At 46.4% G+C, this 19,805-nt stretch carries 9 protein-coding genes; all 9 read right to left on the bottom strand.

The window, feature by feature from the left end:
* Positions 1 to 9 precede the first annotated feature (9 nt).
* Positions 10 to 1,917, bottom strand: a complete 1,908-nt coding sequence (locus ACYRYG_RS11090) for a RagB/SusD family nutrient uptake outer membrane protein (protein WP_460198169.1) — start codon at positions 1,915 to 1,917, stop codon at positions 10 to 12.
* A gap of 16 nt (positions 1,918 to 1,933) precedes the next feature.
* Positions 1,934 to 5,332 (bottom strand): SusC/RagA family TonB-linked outer membrane protein, encoded by a 3,399-nt coding sequence (locus ACYRYG_RS11085; protein WP_460198168.1) that lies wholly within the window; start codon positions 5,330 to 5,332, stop codon positions 1,934 to 1,936.
* 37 nt (positions 5,333 to 5,369) lie between these two features.
* Complete coding sequence (locus tag ACYRYG_RS11080) at positions 5,370 to 6,347, bottom strand: FecR family protein (protein ID WP_293417485.1); 978 nt, start codon at positions 6,345 to 6,347, stop codon at positions 5,370 to 5,372.
* Positions 6,348 to 6,551: 204 nt separating this feature from the next.
* Positions 6,552 to 8,435, bottom strand: coding sequence for a CocE/NonD family hydrolase (locus ACYRYG_RS11075; RefSeq protein WP_460198167.1), 1,884 nt, complete (start codon positions 8,433 to 8,435; stop codon positions 6,552 to 6,554).
* 61 nt (positions 8,436 to 8,496) lie between these two features.
* The gene (locus tag ACYRYG_RS11070; RefSeq protein ID WP_460198166.1) at positions 8,497 to 10,395 is read right to left on the bottom strand and encodes a GH116 family glycosyl hydrolase; all 1,899 of its coding nucleotides are present in this window, start codon (positions 10,393 to 10,395) and stop codon (positions 8,497 to 8,499) included.
* A 195-nt stretch (positions 10,396 to 10,590) separates the two neighbouring features.
* Positions 10,591 to 14,022, bottom strand: a complete 3,432-nt coding sequence (locus ACYRYG_RS11065; RefSeq protein WP_460198165.1) for an alpha-L-rhamnosidase — start codon at positions 14,020 to 14,022, stop codon at positions 10,591 to 10,593.
* 241 nt (positions 14,023 to 14,263) lie between these two features.
* Positions 14,264 to 16,072 carry a glycoside hydrolase family 2 protein gene (locus ACYRYG_RS11060; protein WP_293417473.1) on the bottom strand — a complete coding sequence of 603 codons (1,809 nt, stop codon included), beginning with the start codon at positions 16,070 to 16,072 and terminating at the stop codon, positions 14,264 to 14,266.
* Between the two features lie 103 nt (positions 16,073 to 16,175).
* Positions 16,176 to 16,352, bottom strand: a complete 177-nt coding sequence (locus tag ACYRYG_RS11055) for a hypothetical protein (RefSeq protein ID WP_460198163.1) — start codon at positions 16,350 to 16,352, stop codon at positions 16,176 to 16,178.
* Positions 16,353 to 16,413: 61 nt separating this feature from the next.
* Positions 16,414 to 19,578, bottom strand: coding sequence for a glycosyl hydrolase (locus ACYRYG_RS11050; protein WP_460198161.1), 3,165 nt, complete (start codon positions 19,576 to 19,578; stop codon positions 16,414 to 16,416).
* Positions 19,579 to 19,805 lie beyond the last annotated feature (227 nt).

Raw genomic sequence — 19,805 nt, 5'->3', positions numbered from 1 at the left:
CTATTAATTTTAATATCCAGGTGCCTGTACTAATTGAGGATCACTATAGAGCTCACTGTTGGCAATAGGCAACAGATACATTCTGTTAGACCATTGGAAAGGCTGATTTACCTTCGTCGGAGTGTTAAACTCCGTGAAAGAAGGATCCTTCTTCTCCATCGCATTCAGTCCCATCCTCGTACCAGCCTTCAAATATTCCGGTGCCAGACACCAGCGACAAAGGTCAAAATAGCGTTGTCCTTCACCCCATAATTCTACGAAACGTTCATTGCGAACCCAATCCATAATTGTCATCTTAGAACTGACATCTGCTGTTGTCAAATCAGAAATACCAGCTCGTTCCCGAACCACGTTCAAATCAGCTAATGCCTGATCTGTCTGTCCTAAGGCTGCATAGCATTCTGCCCGGTCCAGATAAAGTTCTGCAAGACGGATAATCGGATAAGGGGGAATCGAAATATTATTTCCATTATCAGAAGACCTCCATTTGATATTAGGTTGAACCCACTTCTTAGAAAAATAACCAGTTACATTATTATCCCGATTATATAAATCAGGATTATACCCCTGTTGAGAAGAAACCCGGGCCTGTATTACTAAAGGTGATCCATCAGATAAAAATGAACTGTATTCTCCCCCATCATAACCAAGCCAGGCATAGAAACGAGGTTCACGGTCAACATTTAACTTAATGATATTAGAATTTGACAATTTTGCAGAGGTAAACCAATCTGATTGTTTAGGGAAAGTTGAATCCTCTTCTGGCAATCTGCCATCTATGGTATAAAAATGTTCTACAGTATATAAATAAGGAGAAATCCCGCCATAACCTCCAACGGGAGATCCATTATATTTTGTAACAGCATGAGGTATGGAAGCTCTTATATTATCATACCAGGTACTAGTAGTAGCAATCACACCGAATATAGTCTCTTTATTTCCTTCATCTTCCGTGGTTGTCATAAGATAACGCATGAGCATTACTCTTTCCTTAAATGTACTATCTACATTATCTATAGTTGGCAAAGGTACATTTTCATTATTTCTAATTGACTCTGATGTCGCCAAATTAAAAAGGGATCTTTCTCCTTGCGTTGTCGCCCAGGTAATGGCATCATTGCAGGCTTCCAATGCCCGTTTCCACTTATTGGCATCATAGGTATGACTGACCAACTCCTGACCATCCTTGTTTTTCCAACTCGAATAAGGGAAAGAACCATTCCACAGTGGAGAAGCAGCATAGACCAGAAGCCGCGCCTTTAAAGCCTTGCAAGCTGTGGAAGTTGCCCGTCCCAGTTCATCCTCCTGAACGGTAGCAGGAAGATTCTCAGCAGCCTCATCAAACCAGTTGCTGATTGAATCTACACATACGTCATAAGGACTTCTGCCCGGGAAATCACTGGTTGCCGTATTCTGGCTATAGTATTTAGTTACTAAAGGTATCGGTCCGTATGCATTCAGGAGAGTAAAATGATAAAATGCTTCACAAAATTTCACTTCCGCCTTCCACCTTACCTTATCATCTTCTGTAACTCCATTAGGATTTAATTCATCAAGTTCCTTAAGGAAAATATGACACTGTCCTAAATTATTATAGCAGGTATTCCAAGGACCAACTGTGTTTGTAGGAGAAACTTCATTCCAAGAGACTTTCTGTGCATCTTTAACCCATAAAGGAGGAAGAGCAAATTCATCCGAAGAATTATAATATTGATATAAAGCATCCGTAAATAAAGAAGGTATACCAGCATAGCAAGAATATAAAAATTCTAATGCTGCCTCCCTATCCTTCATCGTATCCTTTAAATCCGCAGTTTCAGGAGGAACCACATCAAGATAATTACAAGAGGTCAAAACTAAGGTCAGTAAACAAATAATCTGTATATGTTTTTTCAAGAATCTATTAAATGCTTTCATAAGTTAATTGATTTAATTAGAATTTAACTTGTATTCCAATATTCAATGTCCGCTGCAATGGGTAAGTATTCCACCAGATCTCCGGATCCCACAACTTAAATGGACTCCAGACTGCGAGATTATCTCCGCTAAAATAGACCCGGCAATGAGGAAAACTATAGCCGATTTCAAGAGTCTTCCAGCGAAGGAAGTTTCCACAACGCATCCAATAGGTACTTGGCTGCGTATTATTGCTGATATCTGACTGCGTCAGGCCTAACCGAGGATACTTGGCATCGGGATTCGGATTACTTTCTGACCAGTAATTCTCCGCAATCCATTGCATCACATTCCGGTTACCATGTCCACTTTGTGTGTTGAACGGATCCAAACCGTTAATCATAATACTGCGTTTGGCTGACCCATTGAAGAACACTCCAAAGTCTATCTTTTTCCAATCAAAACTAATTCCAATGCCATATTGCAGACGTGGAGTTGATCCATAAGGAGAAATCATCACTTCATCTTCGGAAGTAATCTTCCCATCACCATTCACATCCCGATACTTTATATCTCCAGGCTTTGGAGTACTTCCCAAAGAAGTCTGATCCGGACTTAATGCAATATCCCGCTCATCCTTAAAGAGCCCCTCTGCAATATAACCGGTCAACCGTGATAGAGGCTTCCCCGTAGTTGTCTGCCATACGTAGGGATAATCGGGATCATCCACATATACATATTTGTTCTGATTATAAGTCAAATTACCCCTCAAGTCTATATGAAAATCTTTGGTCAGATTCTTTCGCCAATTCACACTTAATTCAAAACCTTTATTATCTACTTTTCCGATATTACTCCATGGTGTAGCATTCCAATAGCCCATAATCTGTGGCCAAGAGCCACGTCTTAAAAGAATTCGATCACGCTTATTATGGAAATAATCAAAAACCACATTAACTTGGTTTAACAGATTCATATCCACACCCAAATCCAGTTCTTTAGCTCGTTCCCAATGTGCATTCTCTACCGCATAACTATTAAATCCAGGCCCCCTTTTACTTATACTATTAGAAAATGATGTTCCTGTATAAAAAGCTGCACTTCCACCAAGTGCAACACTGTTTTTATACAGAAAGTGTGCTGCTCCGGCACTCTCACCCGTTTCATCACTGCCTACCAGACCATACGAGCCACGCAATTTCATAAAGTTAATGTATTTTTCGATAGGCTTCCAGAATTTCTCGCTACTGATCACCCATCCTACTGAAGCAGCAGGGAAGAACTCAAATCGATGACCCTTGGCAAGCCGCTCCGTTCCATTATATCCGAAATTGACCTCAGCTAAATATTTCTCCTGATAATCATAGGTAACACGACCGGAAATGCCTTGATTTCTATTTGGAAGAACATCACTACGATACTCACGCATCATATACATCAGCATGGCCCCTATATTATGATCACCAAAACGCCGGTTATAATTCAGACGGGTATCAAAATAGAAAGTATTGTTATTATACCTTGTAATCCCTGATTGGGAGATATAATCTGTTCCGGAAGCCCCGACCTGTTCAAGTGTATACTGACTGGGACTGTCTGCGCTCCAGCTCCCGTCTACCACCCGATAGTAATAAGGGGTCAAGGAACGTGAATAATAGGAATCCGAATAGGATTTCCAATTAATCAATGCGGTAAGATTCAGCCCTTTGGTCAGGAAGCCCAAATCCTGGTCAAAATGCAGAGACGTATTGATGGTACTGTAATTATCCTCCTGAAAGGAATTCAGCATATTAGCGTAAGGATTGGTATAAAGTTGCGATCCACTTAAGATGGCATTACCGAATCGGATATGGGTATCGCCGTCTTCTGCCGGATAGTAAGCCGGAAATGAAACAGGATCCACATTCCAGGTCTGCCATAGAATATCAGAAGAAGAGGCATTCGGGCCTTTTGAATTTCCTATCTGGGTATTGATATGTAATCCTAATTTCGTAGTGGACGTCAGTTTATAGGTAATATTGTTCTGGAAAATATATTCCCAGTCATTATAGTTATTGCTGAGCGAATAATTATTAGGAATATTCAGCAATCCTGTATTATGGTTCGCCTGGAGACTCATATAATAGGTAACACGGCTTCCGCCACCCGTTACATTCAGGTTGGCACGCTGATTGAAACAGCCACTTTTAAATAACAGTTTGTACCAGTTGACATCCGGATAAACGTATGGATTCACATGATTCCGGGTATTGTCAATAGTTTCCTGGGAATACTTAGGAGTAGCGCCCGGAGTGCGGGCTTGCAGAGCTTCATTATACATATCCATATAAGTTGCTCCATCCACATATTTCACCCGTTTCTGGGGACTTAAATAAGAATTCTCTATGGTTACATGAATCTGAGTCTTTGAGTTTTCTGTCCCTTCCTTGGTCGTGATCAACATGACCCCATTGGCTCCGCGGGCTCCATAGATAGCCGTTGCAGAAGCATCTTTCAAGATCGTAAAACTCTTAATGGATTCGGGAGGTATACGGTTTAAATCACCAGCTGAGATCTCCACATCATCCAAAAGGATCAGAGGAGTGGTCCTCCCTCCGAAGGTGCCTACACCACGAATATAAAATTGAGAAGTTGAACCGGGTTCGCCACTACTGGCCATAGAAATTACGCCAGCCAACTTCCCCTCAAGAGCATTGGTAAGTGAAGAAGAAGGTGTCTTCAGTTCATCCCCACTGATAGAAGTGATGGCACCGGTCACGGAAACTTTCCGCTGGGTACCTGCTCCTACCACGACCACTTCGCCCACCTGATCATTGACAGAATTCATTTTGATAGTCATCACTGCCAGATCACCAGCCAGCACCGTTCTGGTCTTGTAGCCGATATAAGAAACCGTCAGTTCCGAAGAGGTAGATACATTCCTCAACACGAAGTCTCCGTTTACATCCGTTACGGCTCCTCCCGGCTGCCCTTCGATCTTAATAGTCGCCCCTATCAGCGGATCATTCGTGATATTATCTACAACGACCCCCTTCAAGGTGTGCATACTCTCTTGTAAGTTTACCCATTTTTTCTCCGCCTTTCTCGTTGGAGGAATTTCTTTCTTTTCTGCTTTCTCTGACAGAATGAGATGACGGCCCTGAATGGAATAGGACAAATCCTTGCCTGCGATCTGCTTCATCACAGATCTTACCGAATTCGACCCTTTCCTGACCGTAATCAGTTTCTCCATGTTCAACAGATTCCCTGTGTAGTCCACGGAATAACTGGTCTGTTTTTCTATCGCCTCAATAGCGGTCTTTATGCTCACCTTCGATTGCCCGAACCGGACAGTCTGAGCAGATGCCGACAATAGGGGCAACAGGAACAGAAAGAGAAGGAAAGACCTTAACATACCTGTCCCAACGTCACAAAAATCTACTTTCGCATTTTCCATCTTGATTATTAATTAAATATTTAATATTCGATTCTTCTTAATTAAGATACACCGTATTGTCTTTGATGCTGTATTTGAAATCCCCCATCTTGGAGAGCACTTCAAGCATATCCGTCAGAGATTCTGAAGGACTGAACTGTGTAGTGAACAATTGATTTACAGAAACGCCCGCCCCGATATGAACCTTAACGTTAAAGTGACGGGAAATATCCATAATGACATCGCTCAACGGGCTCTGCCGGAATATCAGGCTGCCATCTGTCCAGGCCATATAATCATCTGCATTCACCCTTTTCTTTATGAATCTATGTGTATTGGCATAAAAGACACTTTGCTCACCTGGAACAAGACGGATAGAAACGGACTCTCCCGACTTATCATCATACTCGCGTACGCCGCCTTCTGCCAAGGTTGTAACCACCATACGTGGCTGGTAAGCCTTCACATTAAAGCGGGTACCTACATCTTTGATGACCAGATCACCCACATGGACCAGAAAAGGTTGGGAAGGATCATGCTTGATCGAGAAAACTGCTTCACCATGCAGGTAGACCTCACGGCGGTCTTTCTTAAAATGATGTGGATATTCAATAGAAGATCCCGAGTTCAGTTTCACGACTGAACCATCAGAGAGATAAATGGTCTTGACCTGGCCATCAGGCACATTACAGATTTCGAGTTTTTCTCTTTGCCTTTCGATCCTGTCCATAAATTTCCATGTCCCCAAAGCTACGGAAACGAGCAGCAAGCCCACAGCCGCGTATTTCATGTAGGAATGAATGGAATGAGAAAGTGAAGACTCCATGCCCAGGCGGACATGTACCTTGTGTAGAGACTGACGGGTGCTTCGATCTGCCTTGGCATCTATATGGTTCCAAACCATATACAGTGCGTCATCTTTCTCTTGCCGGTCTTTTTTGTCCAACAGCCATCTCCTGACAAACGCACGATACCGGCGGGGTAACGTGTTATCAAAAAACTGACGGATAATCAGGATTATTTCTTTCTTTTCCATTTATACGCTTTTTCTAATATGAAGAGAAGAAAAAACGCGGAAGCTACTTAGTTAAAAAAAACTAAAAAGCAGGAACGACGAGAAACAGGAGATGATTTATTCTTGCAGGATCTTTCCTATACCATCGTCTGGAACCTTGCCAAAGGGCAGGATTCCAGACGAGGAAGAGCTGCTGAAAAGGAAAGAATTACATCAAGGCAAAGTTTATATCTTTCCCTTTAAAACAGGTATCATGATACAGGAAGCATGATCCTTATCGGTATAGATACGTACCGTACACGGCTTGAAAGCAGACTCGCCACAGGTATAGATATTTGTAAAAGTCTGCGGATTACGGTCAAAGAGCGGAAAACAGGAACTCTGTACCTGAACCATCAACCGGTGGCCGGGAAGAAAGGTATGTGCAATATCATTCATCCGGAAAGTTACTCTGGTGATCTTGTCTGGAGTAAAAGGCACCTCCCGGTCAAAGCCGTCTCTGAATTTTCCTCTCATGATATCCCCTCTGACCAGCATCTGATAGCCGCCCATCGGATAGTCCCTTACGGGGAGTTGATCTCTGATTTCTCCAGGATAGGTAAATCCATCAGGATAAACATCTATCAGTTTAACTACGAAATCAGCATCGGTAGAGGAAATGGCCGTCTGCAGTTCGACGTCCAAGGGACCGCCAAGACGCAAAGTATCCTGAAGAACATCACTCGTATAAGTCAGCACATCCGGACGGGCAGATGCAAAGCGTTGATCGGAGGCCATATATTCCCGATTACGATAGTTTTGTATATCAGCCGTATAAGGAACAGGATGTGCAGGATCAGAGAGATAAAACCGATAGGCATGCTCCTCCTCAGGTTTCGAAAGGGAGAGCTTTCCGTCAACATGCAGATACAGTGGCTCCATCTGTACATTTGGCAGAGGCCATGGGCCCGTATGATACCAATGGTTTTCGCCACTGAAATAGATATTCACCGAATGCTTCGGCTTGGCTTCTTCGTTATGGTTCAAATAGTAATCAAAGAACGGAAACTCGATATTCTTCATGAAATAAGCAGAAGTAGAATCACCAAACCACACCTGTCCCAGATTCTGGTAAGAAGCATTATTCCAGCCTCCATGATACCAGGGGCCGAAAGTCAGATAGAGCGGAGTCTTCGGAGACTGTTTCTTAATTGCTTTATACAGGTTCCATGCTCCATAGCAATCCTCTGCATCAAAGAGACCGCCAACTACCAGCACGGCCGGTTTGACAGCCTTGCAATATTGAAGAGGTGTCCGTCTGACCCAGAAGGTGTCCCGGTCAGGGTGATCCATAACAGTATTCCAGAATCTGACACTATCCCCGAAAGTCCTGGTGAAATTGCGTATCGGCCCCATCTTCAGATAATCCGTATAAATATCATTGGGGAATTTGACCCCTCCGGATAGGTGTGCAAGACCATTAGGATGATGAGGAACATCAAAAGAAGCATCAAAGCGGTAAGTATCCACCAGGCAGAAAACACCGTTATGATGCTCGTCATCTCCCATAAACCAGTCGGACACCGGTGCCTGTGGAGAGATCGCCTTGATGGCCGGGTGGCCGGACAAACCAGCCATCAACGCATAGAATCCAGGATAAGAGGTGCCCATAACTCCTTCCTGGCCATTATTATGGGTGTGCCTTAAAAGCCAGTCAGTCGTATCATATACATCTGAAGCCTCATCAAAGACCTTTCCCTTTTTCTTAGGGATAAAAGGACGGATATTCTCATATATCCCCTCACTTCTATAGGTTCCACGAACATCCTGATAGACAATAATATAATGATGAAGGGCAAAGAACTTCATTGAATTCCAGAGTGACGAACTGAACCGGCCCGGACCGTAAGGCTGGCAGGAATAAGGTGTCCTGCAAAAGATGATCGGATGCTTTACCGTATGATCCTTCGGCTCATAGACTACTGTATATAGTCTTGCTCCGTCCCTCATGGGGATCATCACTTCCTGCTTGGCGTAATTTTCCATTACCCATCCCTGACTGACATTCTCTGCATGACTTGATATGCAGAACAGCAGCAGGAAAAGAAAGATACCGAGAAAATGCTTCATATTCTTTAAGGATTAAATCTGTTTCTATTAAACATCATCTATAACGGATCGTCTGATCTCTTTATAATTTAAATGCCATTTGCGGATGACAATAACCAAAGAAGAGGACTCCGAACAAGTTGGCATTCCATCCTTGTATGGGATAGCCGCAGTTATTACCATTTTTGCTGTTGATATATTCGTTAGGTACATAATCACCAGACTTTACCAGATCATACCCGGCAACCGTCTTGATCAGCCGGATTGCCTCCGCAGTCCGGCCGAGTCTCATCCTGGACCAAGCATCCACGAATGATAACCAAGGCCACACAGCCCCATTATGATAGGCCCCTGGAGCATCACATACTCCTTTCAAAAAAGGATAGGAGTTCCGGATCCCATACGGTGATGAATTCTGTAAATTCAATTCTTCTATGATCTTCATGGCTTTCTCATGGGGAATAACATCATATAAGATGCCTATGGTCTGGTCTTGTATCAGCAGATCCCAGGGTTTCCCTGACTTGGAGATCTGTGCATAATACTTCCCGTTCCATAATCCCCCATCTTCCACATTCCGGTTTATCTTTTCAAAACCTTTCTGATAAACATTCTGATAAACATCAATTCCATCCTGATCATCAACTACCTTTGCCATTTTGCTCATTTGGTCAGCTGCTGCCAGAAACATCAGGCAGGCATAAGCCGAATACTTACGATCCTGCATGAATGACGTATCTTTCCAATCAGCCCAAAATGAAACTTGCTGAGGTAATCCTGTATGGTCAAAGTCACGAGAAATCACCCAGTCCATGACACGGCGCATCTTCGGCCAGATTTGCTGCAATTGCCTGCGGTTATGATATAAGGCATAATATCTGGCCGTTCTCAAGATCAAATACAGATTGATATCCAGATCATCATGGCGATCAATTTCCGGAAGGATACAAGTAGGTACTTTTCCGGAAGGATGAATATGGTCATAACTCTCCTCGATCATCTTCCATTCCATGTTTTTGAAAAACACAGCATGGATCCATGTCGTCCAGAAAGAGTCCCGCTGGTTCAATTCCCGATACCCAAGCGTCAACACTTTATTATCCCTCGTACATCTGGTAAGAGAAATTCCTGCTATCATATACCAACGCAGATATTCATCAAGTTGGTGATCACCAGTTTGAGGCAACAGATCTGAAAATGCTGATGTATATTCCTTGAGCAGTGGCCAGGATGCCAGCGTATAATCGCATAATCCTCTAATGTCAACAAATTGACTGGCTGTAATCCAATCCTTATCGTAAGAAGCGAATAAGACCTTCACTTTCATGGATTTGTTTTCCACAATGGTCAGAGGAATAATCAATTTCCCATTCTCCCATTTTCCTCCCTGATTACTGATAAGTGCCATTGTCTGGTTGCGGACGGCATCACTTATCGATTTAGAAGGAGTGATCTGCAGTTCTAAAGATTCAGTCTTTTTCTTCTCCCCTGTAAAAGAAAACTCAAACATAAGGACAGGCAGTGCAGACAAGTGCTCATCATTAAAAGCCAAAGGAGAAAACACTTCAGCATGTAACTTCGAAGTCATGATAGAGCCATCGGCATAATCATTTTCCACGAACGGGAAAGATCTTTCTATCTTTTTATGTCTGAATGAAGAAAGGTCAACTGCCCTTCCATTCTTGACTATTTGAAACTGCAATGACCCTTTATCTTGTAACCATTCACCTAATTTCCCGGGATTTTGCCAGATGTGACCGACCAGACTACCATCATTTAATATTTGGGTAGTAAGGGCAAAGTTTGCTACGGGACAACCTCCATACAGCTCGCGAGGGACCGAAGTGATCAGTCCCCCATTTCCGCCATTAAAGTCATTTCCATAACAAGAAAACGTAAAAGCCCAAAACAGTAAAAGTATACTAATACCTTTTTTCCTATACTTGCCCAGCACAGGCAACAGCAATAATCTGTTCTTCATTCTATTTATTTTTACATTCATAATCATTTTATCCCGGAAATACAGGAATCATCCGTATCTCATGGAGAGCACCACTTCCTGACTGGTATAATTCCCCACTATCCATTCCTGACTGTCATCCTCTGCATGACTTGACATGCAGCAGAACAGCAGCAGGAAAACTGGAAAATGCTTTATATTCTTAATGGGTGAAGCCTATTTTCTTTCATTCATCACTTTAAACTGATACTTTCCGGAGCCCAGTTCAAACTGAAATCCGTGCCCGTTCTTCTGACGACCGAGAATGCCCTTCCTGCCCCTGATGATCTTCAGCTTCGCATGGTCCGGCATCTCCAGCAGGAGGGTCGCCGTGGTATTGGCCGGAACTTCGGCCGTATAGGTATAGCCGTACTTCGAGGCATCGTCAATATCCGGATTATGATTATTACTGTCCCATGCGCTGCTGATGCGGCCGTACATACTGTTATAGGAAGCATGGATGTAATTGAACCGTCCTCCTACTCTTGGCTGGAGATAAAAATGCTTGTAAGCAGGATGATCATCATCACGCTGAATGCCAGCACTATACTCCATCATCCATTCCTGTACGGCACCATAAGAGTAATGGTTGAAGGAATTCATGCCGACTGGTCCGAAACCGTTCTTGATCGTATAGGAATTCCAGCGCTCCCAGATCGTCGTAGCACCCTGCAACACAGGATAAAGCCACGAAGGATAGGCCGTCTGCTGGAACAGTTTATAGGCTATACTGTCACATCCATTCTGAGAGAGGACCAGATTGAGATAAGGCGTTCCGATGAATCCCGTATTCAGGCAATAATGATTGCCTGCAATGACATTCGACAGATGAATCAATGCCTTCTGCTTGACTTCACCCTCGAGCAAATTCATTTCCAGGGGCATGATATAGGCTGTCTCCGTAAAAAGGCGCCGCTGTATCTTCGTCCGGGGGCCTGTACCGAATGCCGTCGAATAGGAATCCGTAAAGAGAGGACTCCCCACCGGGGAGAGCATATATCCTTCGTTATCTACAAAACGTTTATTGAAAGCCTCTTTAATCTGTCCGAATAACTGTTGGTAACGCAAACTGTCAGCCGTCTTTCCTAAGATTCCTGCCATCTTGGACATCAACTGGGCATCATACGCAAAATAACAGGTATTCGTCAAATCAGACTGGGTACCCAGAGGAGCTACCCAGTCACCATAACCTCCTATCGGTTCGATATAATCCTTTGCATGCTTTTCTGCATATTGCATATATTTCTGCATGGAATCATACTGGTCTTCAAGGAAGCGGGTATCATCGTACTGCTGGTAAACCTGCCAGGGAATAATGATTCCGGCATCCGCCCAACCGAAGCAGCTTCCACCCTTGTCACCTCCCTGCGGAGATGTTCCTACAACAGGAGCGAAATCACTGAAGTTCCCGTCATCTCCCTGATTATCCCTGACCGTATAAAACCACCGTGTAAAAAACGGATTTACATTGCGGTTATAAGAAGCTGTACGGGAAAAGATCTGGGCATCACCCATCCATCCCAGGCGTTCGTCACGTTGCGGACAATCCGTAGGAACAGAAAGGAAGTTTCCACGCTCTCCCCACTGGATATTACTATACAGTTTATTGATCAGACGGTCTGAGGTATGATAAGAACTCTCCTGCCTGCCCGGAAGAGAATTGAGGACCAGGACCTTTACATCCTCTTTGTCCAGAGGTTCTGACAGTCCGGTGATCTGGATATAGCGGAACCCATGCGTCGTAAAATGAGGTTCAAAGACCTCACCATCAGGACTGCCCTTACAGATATAATGGTCTGTTGAAAGAGCACTCCTATAATTATCCGTATATAATTGTCCTTTGAGTTTTTTATAATCTTCTATAGTATAAGGAGGTACCGGATCGACAGGAATCACTTCAGGATAAGTCATCTCACCATATTTTACAGTGATTCTGTCTCCAGCCTTTCCTTTAAGCAGGATCCGGGGGATCCCCACCATGTTTTGTCCCATATCATAGATGTACGTATGGGGAAGAGGTTCCGTCATAGAATGTGCCGCACATACAGTATCCACCCGTACAGGCTGTCCGGTATAAGGCTGCATCCGCACCTTTTGTGAAGGGGCTTCAAAAACGGTTGCAGGCTCCCATCCCAGGGAAGAGAATCCGGCCGTAGACCAGCCCGGCATCTCCTTTCGGGCATCAATATCCTCACCGTTGTACAGACTATTTGCTGTAATCGGGCCCTTGGACGTACTCTGCCAACTCCCGTCAGAAACGATTGTCTGAGTTTTCCCGTCTTCATAAGTAATCACGAGTTTGGCCAGCAGGGACTGCTCTACCCCATACTGGTCCATCCACTCCGGGTTATAGCCACAATAGTCACTCCACCACCCGTTTCCTAAGATTGCACCGAGGGCATTCTCCCCATTCTGAAGCAGAGAAGTCACATCATACGTATTATACATGATCCTGAAACGATAATCCGTCCATCCAGGATTCAAGAAGTCCTCTGCCACCGGTCTGCCGTTGAGATACATTTCATAGATTCCACGGGCCGTGGCATAAAGCCGGGCATTTTTCACACGACCAGAGAGAGAGAATGTCTTACGGAGCATCGGAGCAGAGATCTCCGCTCCCGGATACCAGGTATTCAACTTTCCATCTCCAGTCAAGGTATATACCTTCGGGTCATCGTATAACACCGTTCCACGGGCTTTCTCACGAATCTGCAAATGAGAAAATACCGCATCCTCACCCTCCGGCTGCCGGAAGCCGATGGCAAACAACCGGCACAGTTGCCCCCAGTTCTTGAAGTACAACCGGAAAGCCTCTTCTTTTTCCGATGCCCGGACCTTCTTTCCATCTATCTCAACCCAGATACGGTAATAGTAACATCCGTCCGAATCCAATATCAGGCGCACATGATGAGATCCATAAAAAGAAGAGGAAGGGAGCAGGGACGACAGGTCAGTCTGCCCCGTTTCCTTTTCCACTCCATTCTCAGTCTGCAGAAAGGCGAAGAAGGGGATTCCATTCTTCCCCAATGCCAGTTGTGCCCCTACATAATTCAAACTGTCCCGGCAGCCGAACACGAATACTGAGGAATGGCTGTGACGGGCAATCTGCACCTCATAATCGAGGATACAGTTTGAGAGATATTTTGAAAGCAGAGGGCGTCCTGAGCCGATCCACTGCGCCCCGTCCCATCCACTGTTCATTAAAGAAGTCTCAAACCATACAGGCCTGGAGTCACAGGGATGCCCTTTCTGATCCCATACAATAACTTTCCAGAAATACCGTGTACAAGGCTGCAAGGCCCGGCCATTGTACGGGATGCTCACTGACAGGCCGGAAGTGATCTTTCCACTGTCATAGACATAAATCCCGTTCTGAAGGTCCTCCGGAGATTCCCCTACCAGAACGCGATAAGCCTTCTGCAGGGATTTATAACCTCTCCCCACATCCATCTTCCAACTGAACACCGGTTTGCCTTCCACACCGTATGGAGTGGTTTCATAATTTGTGAGAAGATCCGTAATCTCCATCCTGCTCTTAGCCTTCAGGGAAGTACAGAAAGTACTCCCTATCATGGCCAGTAATAAAATTAAAAAATATTTATGTCTCATGTCTTTAGTCTATTCTTATAAATCATCTTCTTGCACCCCCACGGAAGAAGTAAAGCCGTGCAAATAGGATCACATGGGTAAGGGGCATACATCGATTCATCTCCGCACGCCCCCCGGCAGATCATTAAACGGTTATGCCCTGCGGAATCCGTATGCAAATCTCGTGAAATTATTTGAGATATGCAAAGATTTCGACACCTTCAGGGAATATTCTCCCCTTGAGGATTATGCTGACAGGTCATCAGGGAGCTACGGGAAAGGCAGCCGGACATTTACTGAAGATCGCCCTGATGCGTTTCATATCAAACTTAGGTGTCCGGTCATAATAGTAAATCCCGTTCTTTTCCTGCTCTACATCCGTCAGCTGCGTATAGCAGAATCCACATACGTTCTTGCAAGATCTGATCGCGTCCATCTCCTTCTGCAGACAGTCATAGAAATCATCCTTACTCTTGAACTCCTCTCCGTATCCCCATGATGTCTGACGGTCCTGAGCTTTGATCCAGGGCAGGCCGCCACACTCATCTATGATATAAGGCTGGCCGTCATACGATGCCAGGAAATCCTTCCCCTGCAGATTACTGTAAGGTTCCTGCCCTTTGGTAAAGGTCAGCACCTTGGCCAACTTATCCGGATTACGCTCATAGTCATGAACACTCCAGAGGTCCGTGGCCACATGACTGCCACCACTCGCATCATTGATGGGACGAGTAGGATCCATGGCTTTCGTGATGTGATAGACATCCCTGACCAAACGCGGATAAGTCCCCGGCTGACAGTTCCACGTCTCATTGAAGGGGGTCCAGACAGCTATCGACGGATGATTACGTCTGTTTTCTACGATCTCGCTCCATTCTCCGATAAAATTGCGTGCAGCCATTTCATCATTGATATTCAAGACCCAGCTCGGAGCTTCCGCATAAGTGAAATATCCCAATTTGTCAGCCCAATAGAAATACCGGTCTTCAAAGGCTTTCTGATGGGTACGGGCCCCGTTAAAGCCAGCCGCCTTGCCCAATTCTATATCTTTCTTCAAGTCCTCATCCGTAGGTGCAGTCCATTCTCCGTCAGGATAATAGCCCTGATCCAGCACCAGGCGCTGATAATAGGGTTTATTGTTCAAACAGATATATCCGTTCTCCGTTGACACCTTACGCATGCCCGCATACGAATTCACCTCATCAATGATCTTTCCTTTTCTGTCTGTCACCTTATAAATGACTGTATACAGGAACGGAGACTCGGGACTCCATAATTTCATCTTCTTGATCGGCAACACCAGAATGTCGCTGTTCGCGCATCTCACCGATCTTACTGCTACCACCTTTCTTCCATCCAGCACCGTTGCCGTCAGTCTGTCATCAGACTCATGGTAGAACCTGGGATAGACTACCAGTTGTTTCTGGTCAATGTCAGGACAGGCATACACAGATTCCAGCCCCTCAGGAGAGACTGCTTCCATCCACACGGTTTGCCACAACCCCGTCACACGGGTGTAAGAACATCCCTGAGAGAAAAAGTTGGTACACTGCTTGCCCCCCGGCTGCATCCCAGACCGCAGGTCATCCTTCACATAAACCACCAGACTATGGGTCGTACCAGGGGCAGCATAACGGGTGATGTTGACGGAAAAAGAAGTACTGCCACCCATGTGGCCCTTCACGAACTTGCCGTCAATATAGATCTCTGCCTGATAATAGACGGCACCAAAGTTCAGCATAACCTCCTTGCCCTTCCAGTCTGAAGGGATCGAAATATCCCGCTGGTACCACATAGCATTGATAAAATCCTTATAGCCGACTCCGGATAACGGACTCTCGGGGCAGAACGGGACGATGATCGTATGATCAAAATGACTAGAAGACTGTAAGTTACGGTCTTTCCCCGAATTGCCGAAATCAAAAGTATAAGTCCACGCTCCGTTCAGATTTCTCCAGTCAGAACGCTCAAACTGTGGGCGGGGGTATTCGGGACGGGGTATTGTTTCCCCTGCCCTTATACCTGTTAATGCCAAAAACAAACAGAATACAAAAACACATGTCTTTTTCATTACCTATTAAATTAAGATGAGTTTAACTACCAAATTAAAGATGATTAAAATTATTCTGGAACATACTGATATCCAAACCTGCATAACATCTACTCACTGTATATTACCGTCCGCTTACCTGATGCCATATCCCTATCAGTACCACTGCTGCTCCATACGCTGCCTCTGAAAGGCTTGCGTTATCCACCATTTTAGTGTACCAAAATGGTGGATAACACCCCACCCCAATGCACCATAGAGAAGAGCTGGATGCACCATAGAGATGGGTTCTATGGTGCATAGAGACGAGAATTGACTGTAAACAAGACTTTAACTGAACCCGATAGTAAAGAAGAGTTACCTTAGCGGAGCATCTGGTACGGATAGGACCAGATCTCCACAGGTCCCAGCAGTCCTGATGACTGCAGCGGCGTATCCGCCTTCAGATAACTGAATGTCTGCCAGGTAATACGATCCCCCTCCGGCAGGCTCTTGTCATGAATGAGCCGATTCATCCAGTCATTGACTACCGTCACTTCCAACCGGTTCTCACCTTTTCTCAGGTACTTAGTGATATTCAGGCGATAAGGCCTGGTCCATACGCCACCGACCTCATGACCGTTCAACATCACCTTCGCCATAACCATCACCCTGCCCAGGTTCAGGTAAGTCTGCCCTGCCGGCAATGCCTTCATCCTAAACGATGTCATATAGGTAGCCTCACCGGAAAAATATCTGATCCGCTCATCAGCACTCTTCGTCCAGTCTGACAGGGAATCGAAGACTACCGGTCCGTCAGGACCGCCTCTCCCGTCCTGAAAGGTCACCTTCCACGGCCCGGAAACCGCCAGCCTCAACTGGCCGGCAGGGTAATTCTCTCCTTCCATCTTACGCTTTGCGGAAGGCCGGTGGAACACCACAAAAGCACTTTCATAAGGTTGGAGCTCCATAGGTATCTCCGTCATCTCAGGGTGCTCCTGATACTGGGGCAACAGGCGGATCTCCGCCGTCTGTGGGTTCCATAACTCCGGCCGGAGGCCACTGACCCTGAAGGAAGCATTGAAATCCTGCGTCCTGCCACTCTGATTAGAGATAAAATAGCACTCCCCGGAAGCCAGTTTTCTATGAATAAACAGCAGCGAATCAACATTGCTCTGAAAGTCAGGAATGACCTTCAGATCATCAAGGACCTTCTTCAATGAAGTATTCCCGGGGTAAACCCGTCCCCTGCCATAACAGGAATAGTTTCCACCCGGGTTCGTGTCCGGGTTCCACAGTTCCCCGGCCATCGCCTGAACCTCCCTGTCTGCCTCCGGATAGCCCTGCAGGCTCGGAGACTGTACAGGAGCCGGGCCGAGGATGGTCAGTCCTTCCTTTACGAGTTTCCGGATCTGGCGCAGCATCTCCGGACGCATTGTAGTGATCCGAGGGAGCACCAGCACACGGTACTGCATGCCGCTCTTCAGCGTGAGCAGGCCATCCTGCACCGTAGCATCCTTCATGAGCACCTCGCCATTGATATAGTCAAAGGAATACCCCTTCGGCAGCGAGGGCTCACAGATCCCCGTCATCTTCGGGGCATCCTCACCGATAAAATAGGCCACGTCGGCAATATACCTGCCCTGCTGGAGCATATAATTACAGCGTTTCAGATATTTAGCGAAGACATCCAACTGGGAGAACCAGGTGTTATGACGGTTGAACTCATTGCCGAAAGGAGCATTGATGCCCGGGACACGCTCATCCGGCTGCTCGATATAAAGATGAAGCAGGGTAGAATTGATCCCCTCCGTGAAAAAGCGGTCCCCGCGGGGTTTCATGATCCCAGGGCAGCGGGTGAAATCAGGACCGCCGCACGTGAACGACTCCGCCCACACTTTCTTCTTCCCGTAGATATGACCGCATGAGGAAGCAGCACGGTTCTCTATGTTCCCCAGGTCTCCCTCGCTCCAGAATTCTCCGGACACCTCATCCGACTGGCCCCCATACTGCAGGAACTCTCCCGGAAATCCCCAGTGGCCGTAATTCTCCAGCCACGTCGTCAGTCCGTGTTCATGGCTCACTTTCCGCAGTCCGCCAACATAGTCATAGGCCACCTCATCGGCCACCAGGCGACGCACATCCCACAGGAAACGGTCCGACTGGTCCTCCGAGCCGACGACGACACCACGGAAGACCGGCAGATAAGGCACCGGATCATAGCCATAGCGCTTTCTGAAGTCAGGGATCATGGAATCAGTCCAGTTCTGGCCGCCGCTCTCATAGCTGTCTTCGACCACGATCCTGAACGTCTTCCGGTCTGCCGCCGGTATACGCCTGAGGATCTCCCCCAGATAAGCATTGAAGTGAGTACGGATATGAGCCTTGCTCATCTTGTCCACCTCAAGGCCCGTAGCCTCCGGGCTCGCCGGGGAATTGGTCTGGCCGGTGGTCAGCATCGCCGTACGGAGGATCGTCCAGCGGCCTGCCGGAACTTTCCAGGACAGCACGCCCTGTGAATCCATATATTTCGTGATGTCCAGCACCCTGTTTACCGGGACGATCTCACTCTTGTCCGTACATACCGGCTGTTTCTTCCAGAGATAGTCATAGAACATCGGATGCGGAGTCTGCCACATCTTCGCCAGCGTCTTTTCCGGATAGCGCTCCACACGGGGGACATCCGAAAGGTCTATGCTCTCGATCATTCCCGCACTCTGCCGGTCAATGACCAGCCTGAACTCACTACCCTTTATCCCAGGCAGAGAGATGACCACGGGGGCATAAGGATCAAATCCCACGTTGATGGAAGCATTGCTCCGGTCAATGACAAATTTTGCCACGGAGCGGTAACGGCCGTTCTCCTTTACCAACAGTTCAGCATCCGTCCGGTGAGGAGCGTGGACCGTCTGGATAGTCACGCTCCGGACGATCGCCGGCGACGGGCTCACCAGGTCAATGACCGAAGCACTGTCGAGTTTCTGGAGAGGTACGAAAGTACAGCCCTGCCGAATATCCGGATAGGCCAGCACCTTCACGTCCTGGGCGTCCCTGCCCACCTCCGGAAGAGCCGCATGGTAGTACGAAGGGCCCTGGACTTCCGTCCTGCTGGATGCCAGATAGCGCATGGACTCCGAAGGCTTGATCCACGGGCCACCCGACTGGCTCCATCCCGGACAATTGAAGATACCGATCTCTATTCCCAGTTTTGTGGCCGTCTTCAGGGCCGTATGCAGGATCCGCCACCATTCCGGTGACATGAACTTGACTTTACCATAAGGGACATCCTGAATGCCGATATTCCCGATGTAAGCTCTGGTAATGCCCGCCCGCTTCATCGCATACAGGTCCTTGACTACACCCTCTTCAGAGATGTTGTCCGATATCCAGTACCAGTAGACCGCCAGAGGCTGCGTGGCCGGTATATTCAGGAAGTGCTGTTCCTGCACCTCCATCGGTTTCACCTTAGTTCTCCCCGTACCTGCTGACACCATACCACAGATGAGCAGCAGGAGAACCACCAACTTATACTTCATTCTTCCATTCATATCCCAAACGTCATTTCTTTTCTTCAGCAACATTTTTATTTCCTCACATTAAAGCAGCAGGGCCTTCTCCATCAACGCCGGCCTGCAGTAGCATTCTTCATTTTCATTCGAAAATGTTTTTATTGCGAACAGCCTATAAATCGGCTATTCAGGTTTAACTTATTTGTTTTGACACAATAAAAGAATAAGCAGGCTGCGGTATGCTGTCTGCGGCTATTGGCTTAGGC

The sequence above is a fragment of the Segatella asaccharophila genome (assembly GCF_054687055.1).
Note: the sequence above shows the minus strand (reverse complement) of the source record. Positions and strands in the feature narration are given on the sequence as shown.

Bases quoted from the DNA above. Each gene is read 5' to 3' on its own strand.
- ACYRYG_RS11060 (WP_293417473.1), bottom strand. From the start codon at position 16,072: ATGAAAAAGACATGTGTTTTTGTATTCTGTTTGTTTTTGGCATTAACA.
- ACYRYG_RS11075 (WP_460198167.1), bottom strand. From the start codon at position 8,435: ATGAAGCATTTTCTCGGTATCTTTCTTTTCCTGCTGCTGTTCTGCATA.
- ACYRYG_RS11085 (WP_460198168.1), bottom strand. From the start codon at position 5,332: ATGGAAAATGCGAAAGTAGATTTTTGTGACGTTGGGACAGGTATGTTA.
- ACYRYG_RS11080 (WP_293417485.1), bottom strand. From the start codon at position 6,347: ATGGAAAAGAAAGAAATAATCCTGATTATCCGTCAGTTTTTTGATAAC.
- ACYRYG_RS11070 (WP_460198166.1), bottom strand. From the start codon at position 10,395: ATGAAGAACAGATTATTGCTGTTGCCTGTGCTGGGCAAGTATAGGAAA.
- ACYRYG_RS11055 (WP_460198163.1), bottom strand. From the start codon at position 16,352: ATGCACCATAGAACCCATCTCTATGGTGCATCCAGCTCTTCTCTATGG.
- ACYRYG_RS11065 (WP_460198165.1), bottom strand. From the start codon at position 14,022: ATGAGACATAAATATTTTTTAATTTTATTACTGGCCATGATAGGGAGT.
- ACYRYG_RS11090 (WP_460198169.1), bottom strand. From the start codon at position 1,917: ATGAAAGCATTTAATAGATTCTTGAAAAAACATATACAGATTATTTGT.
- ACYRYG_RS11050 (WP_460198161.1), bottom strand. From the start codon at position 19,578: ATGAATGGAAGAATGAAGTATAAGTTGGTGGTTCTCCTGCTGCTCATC.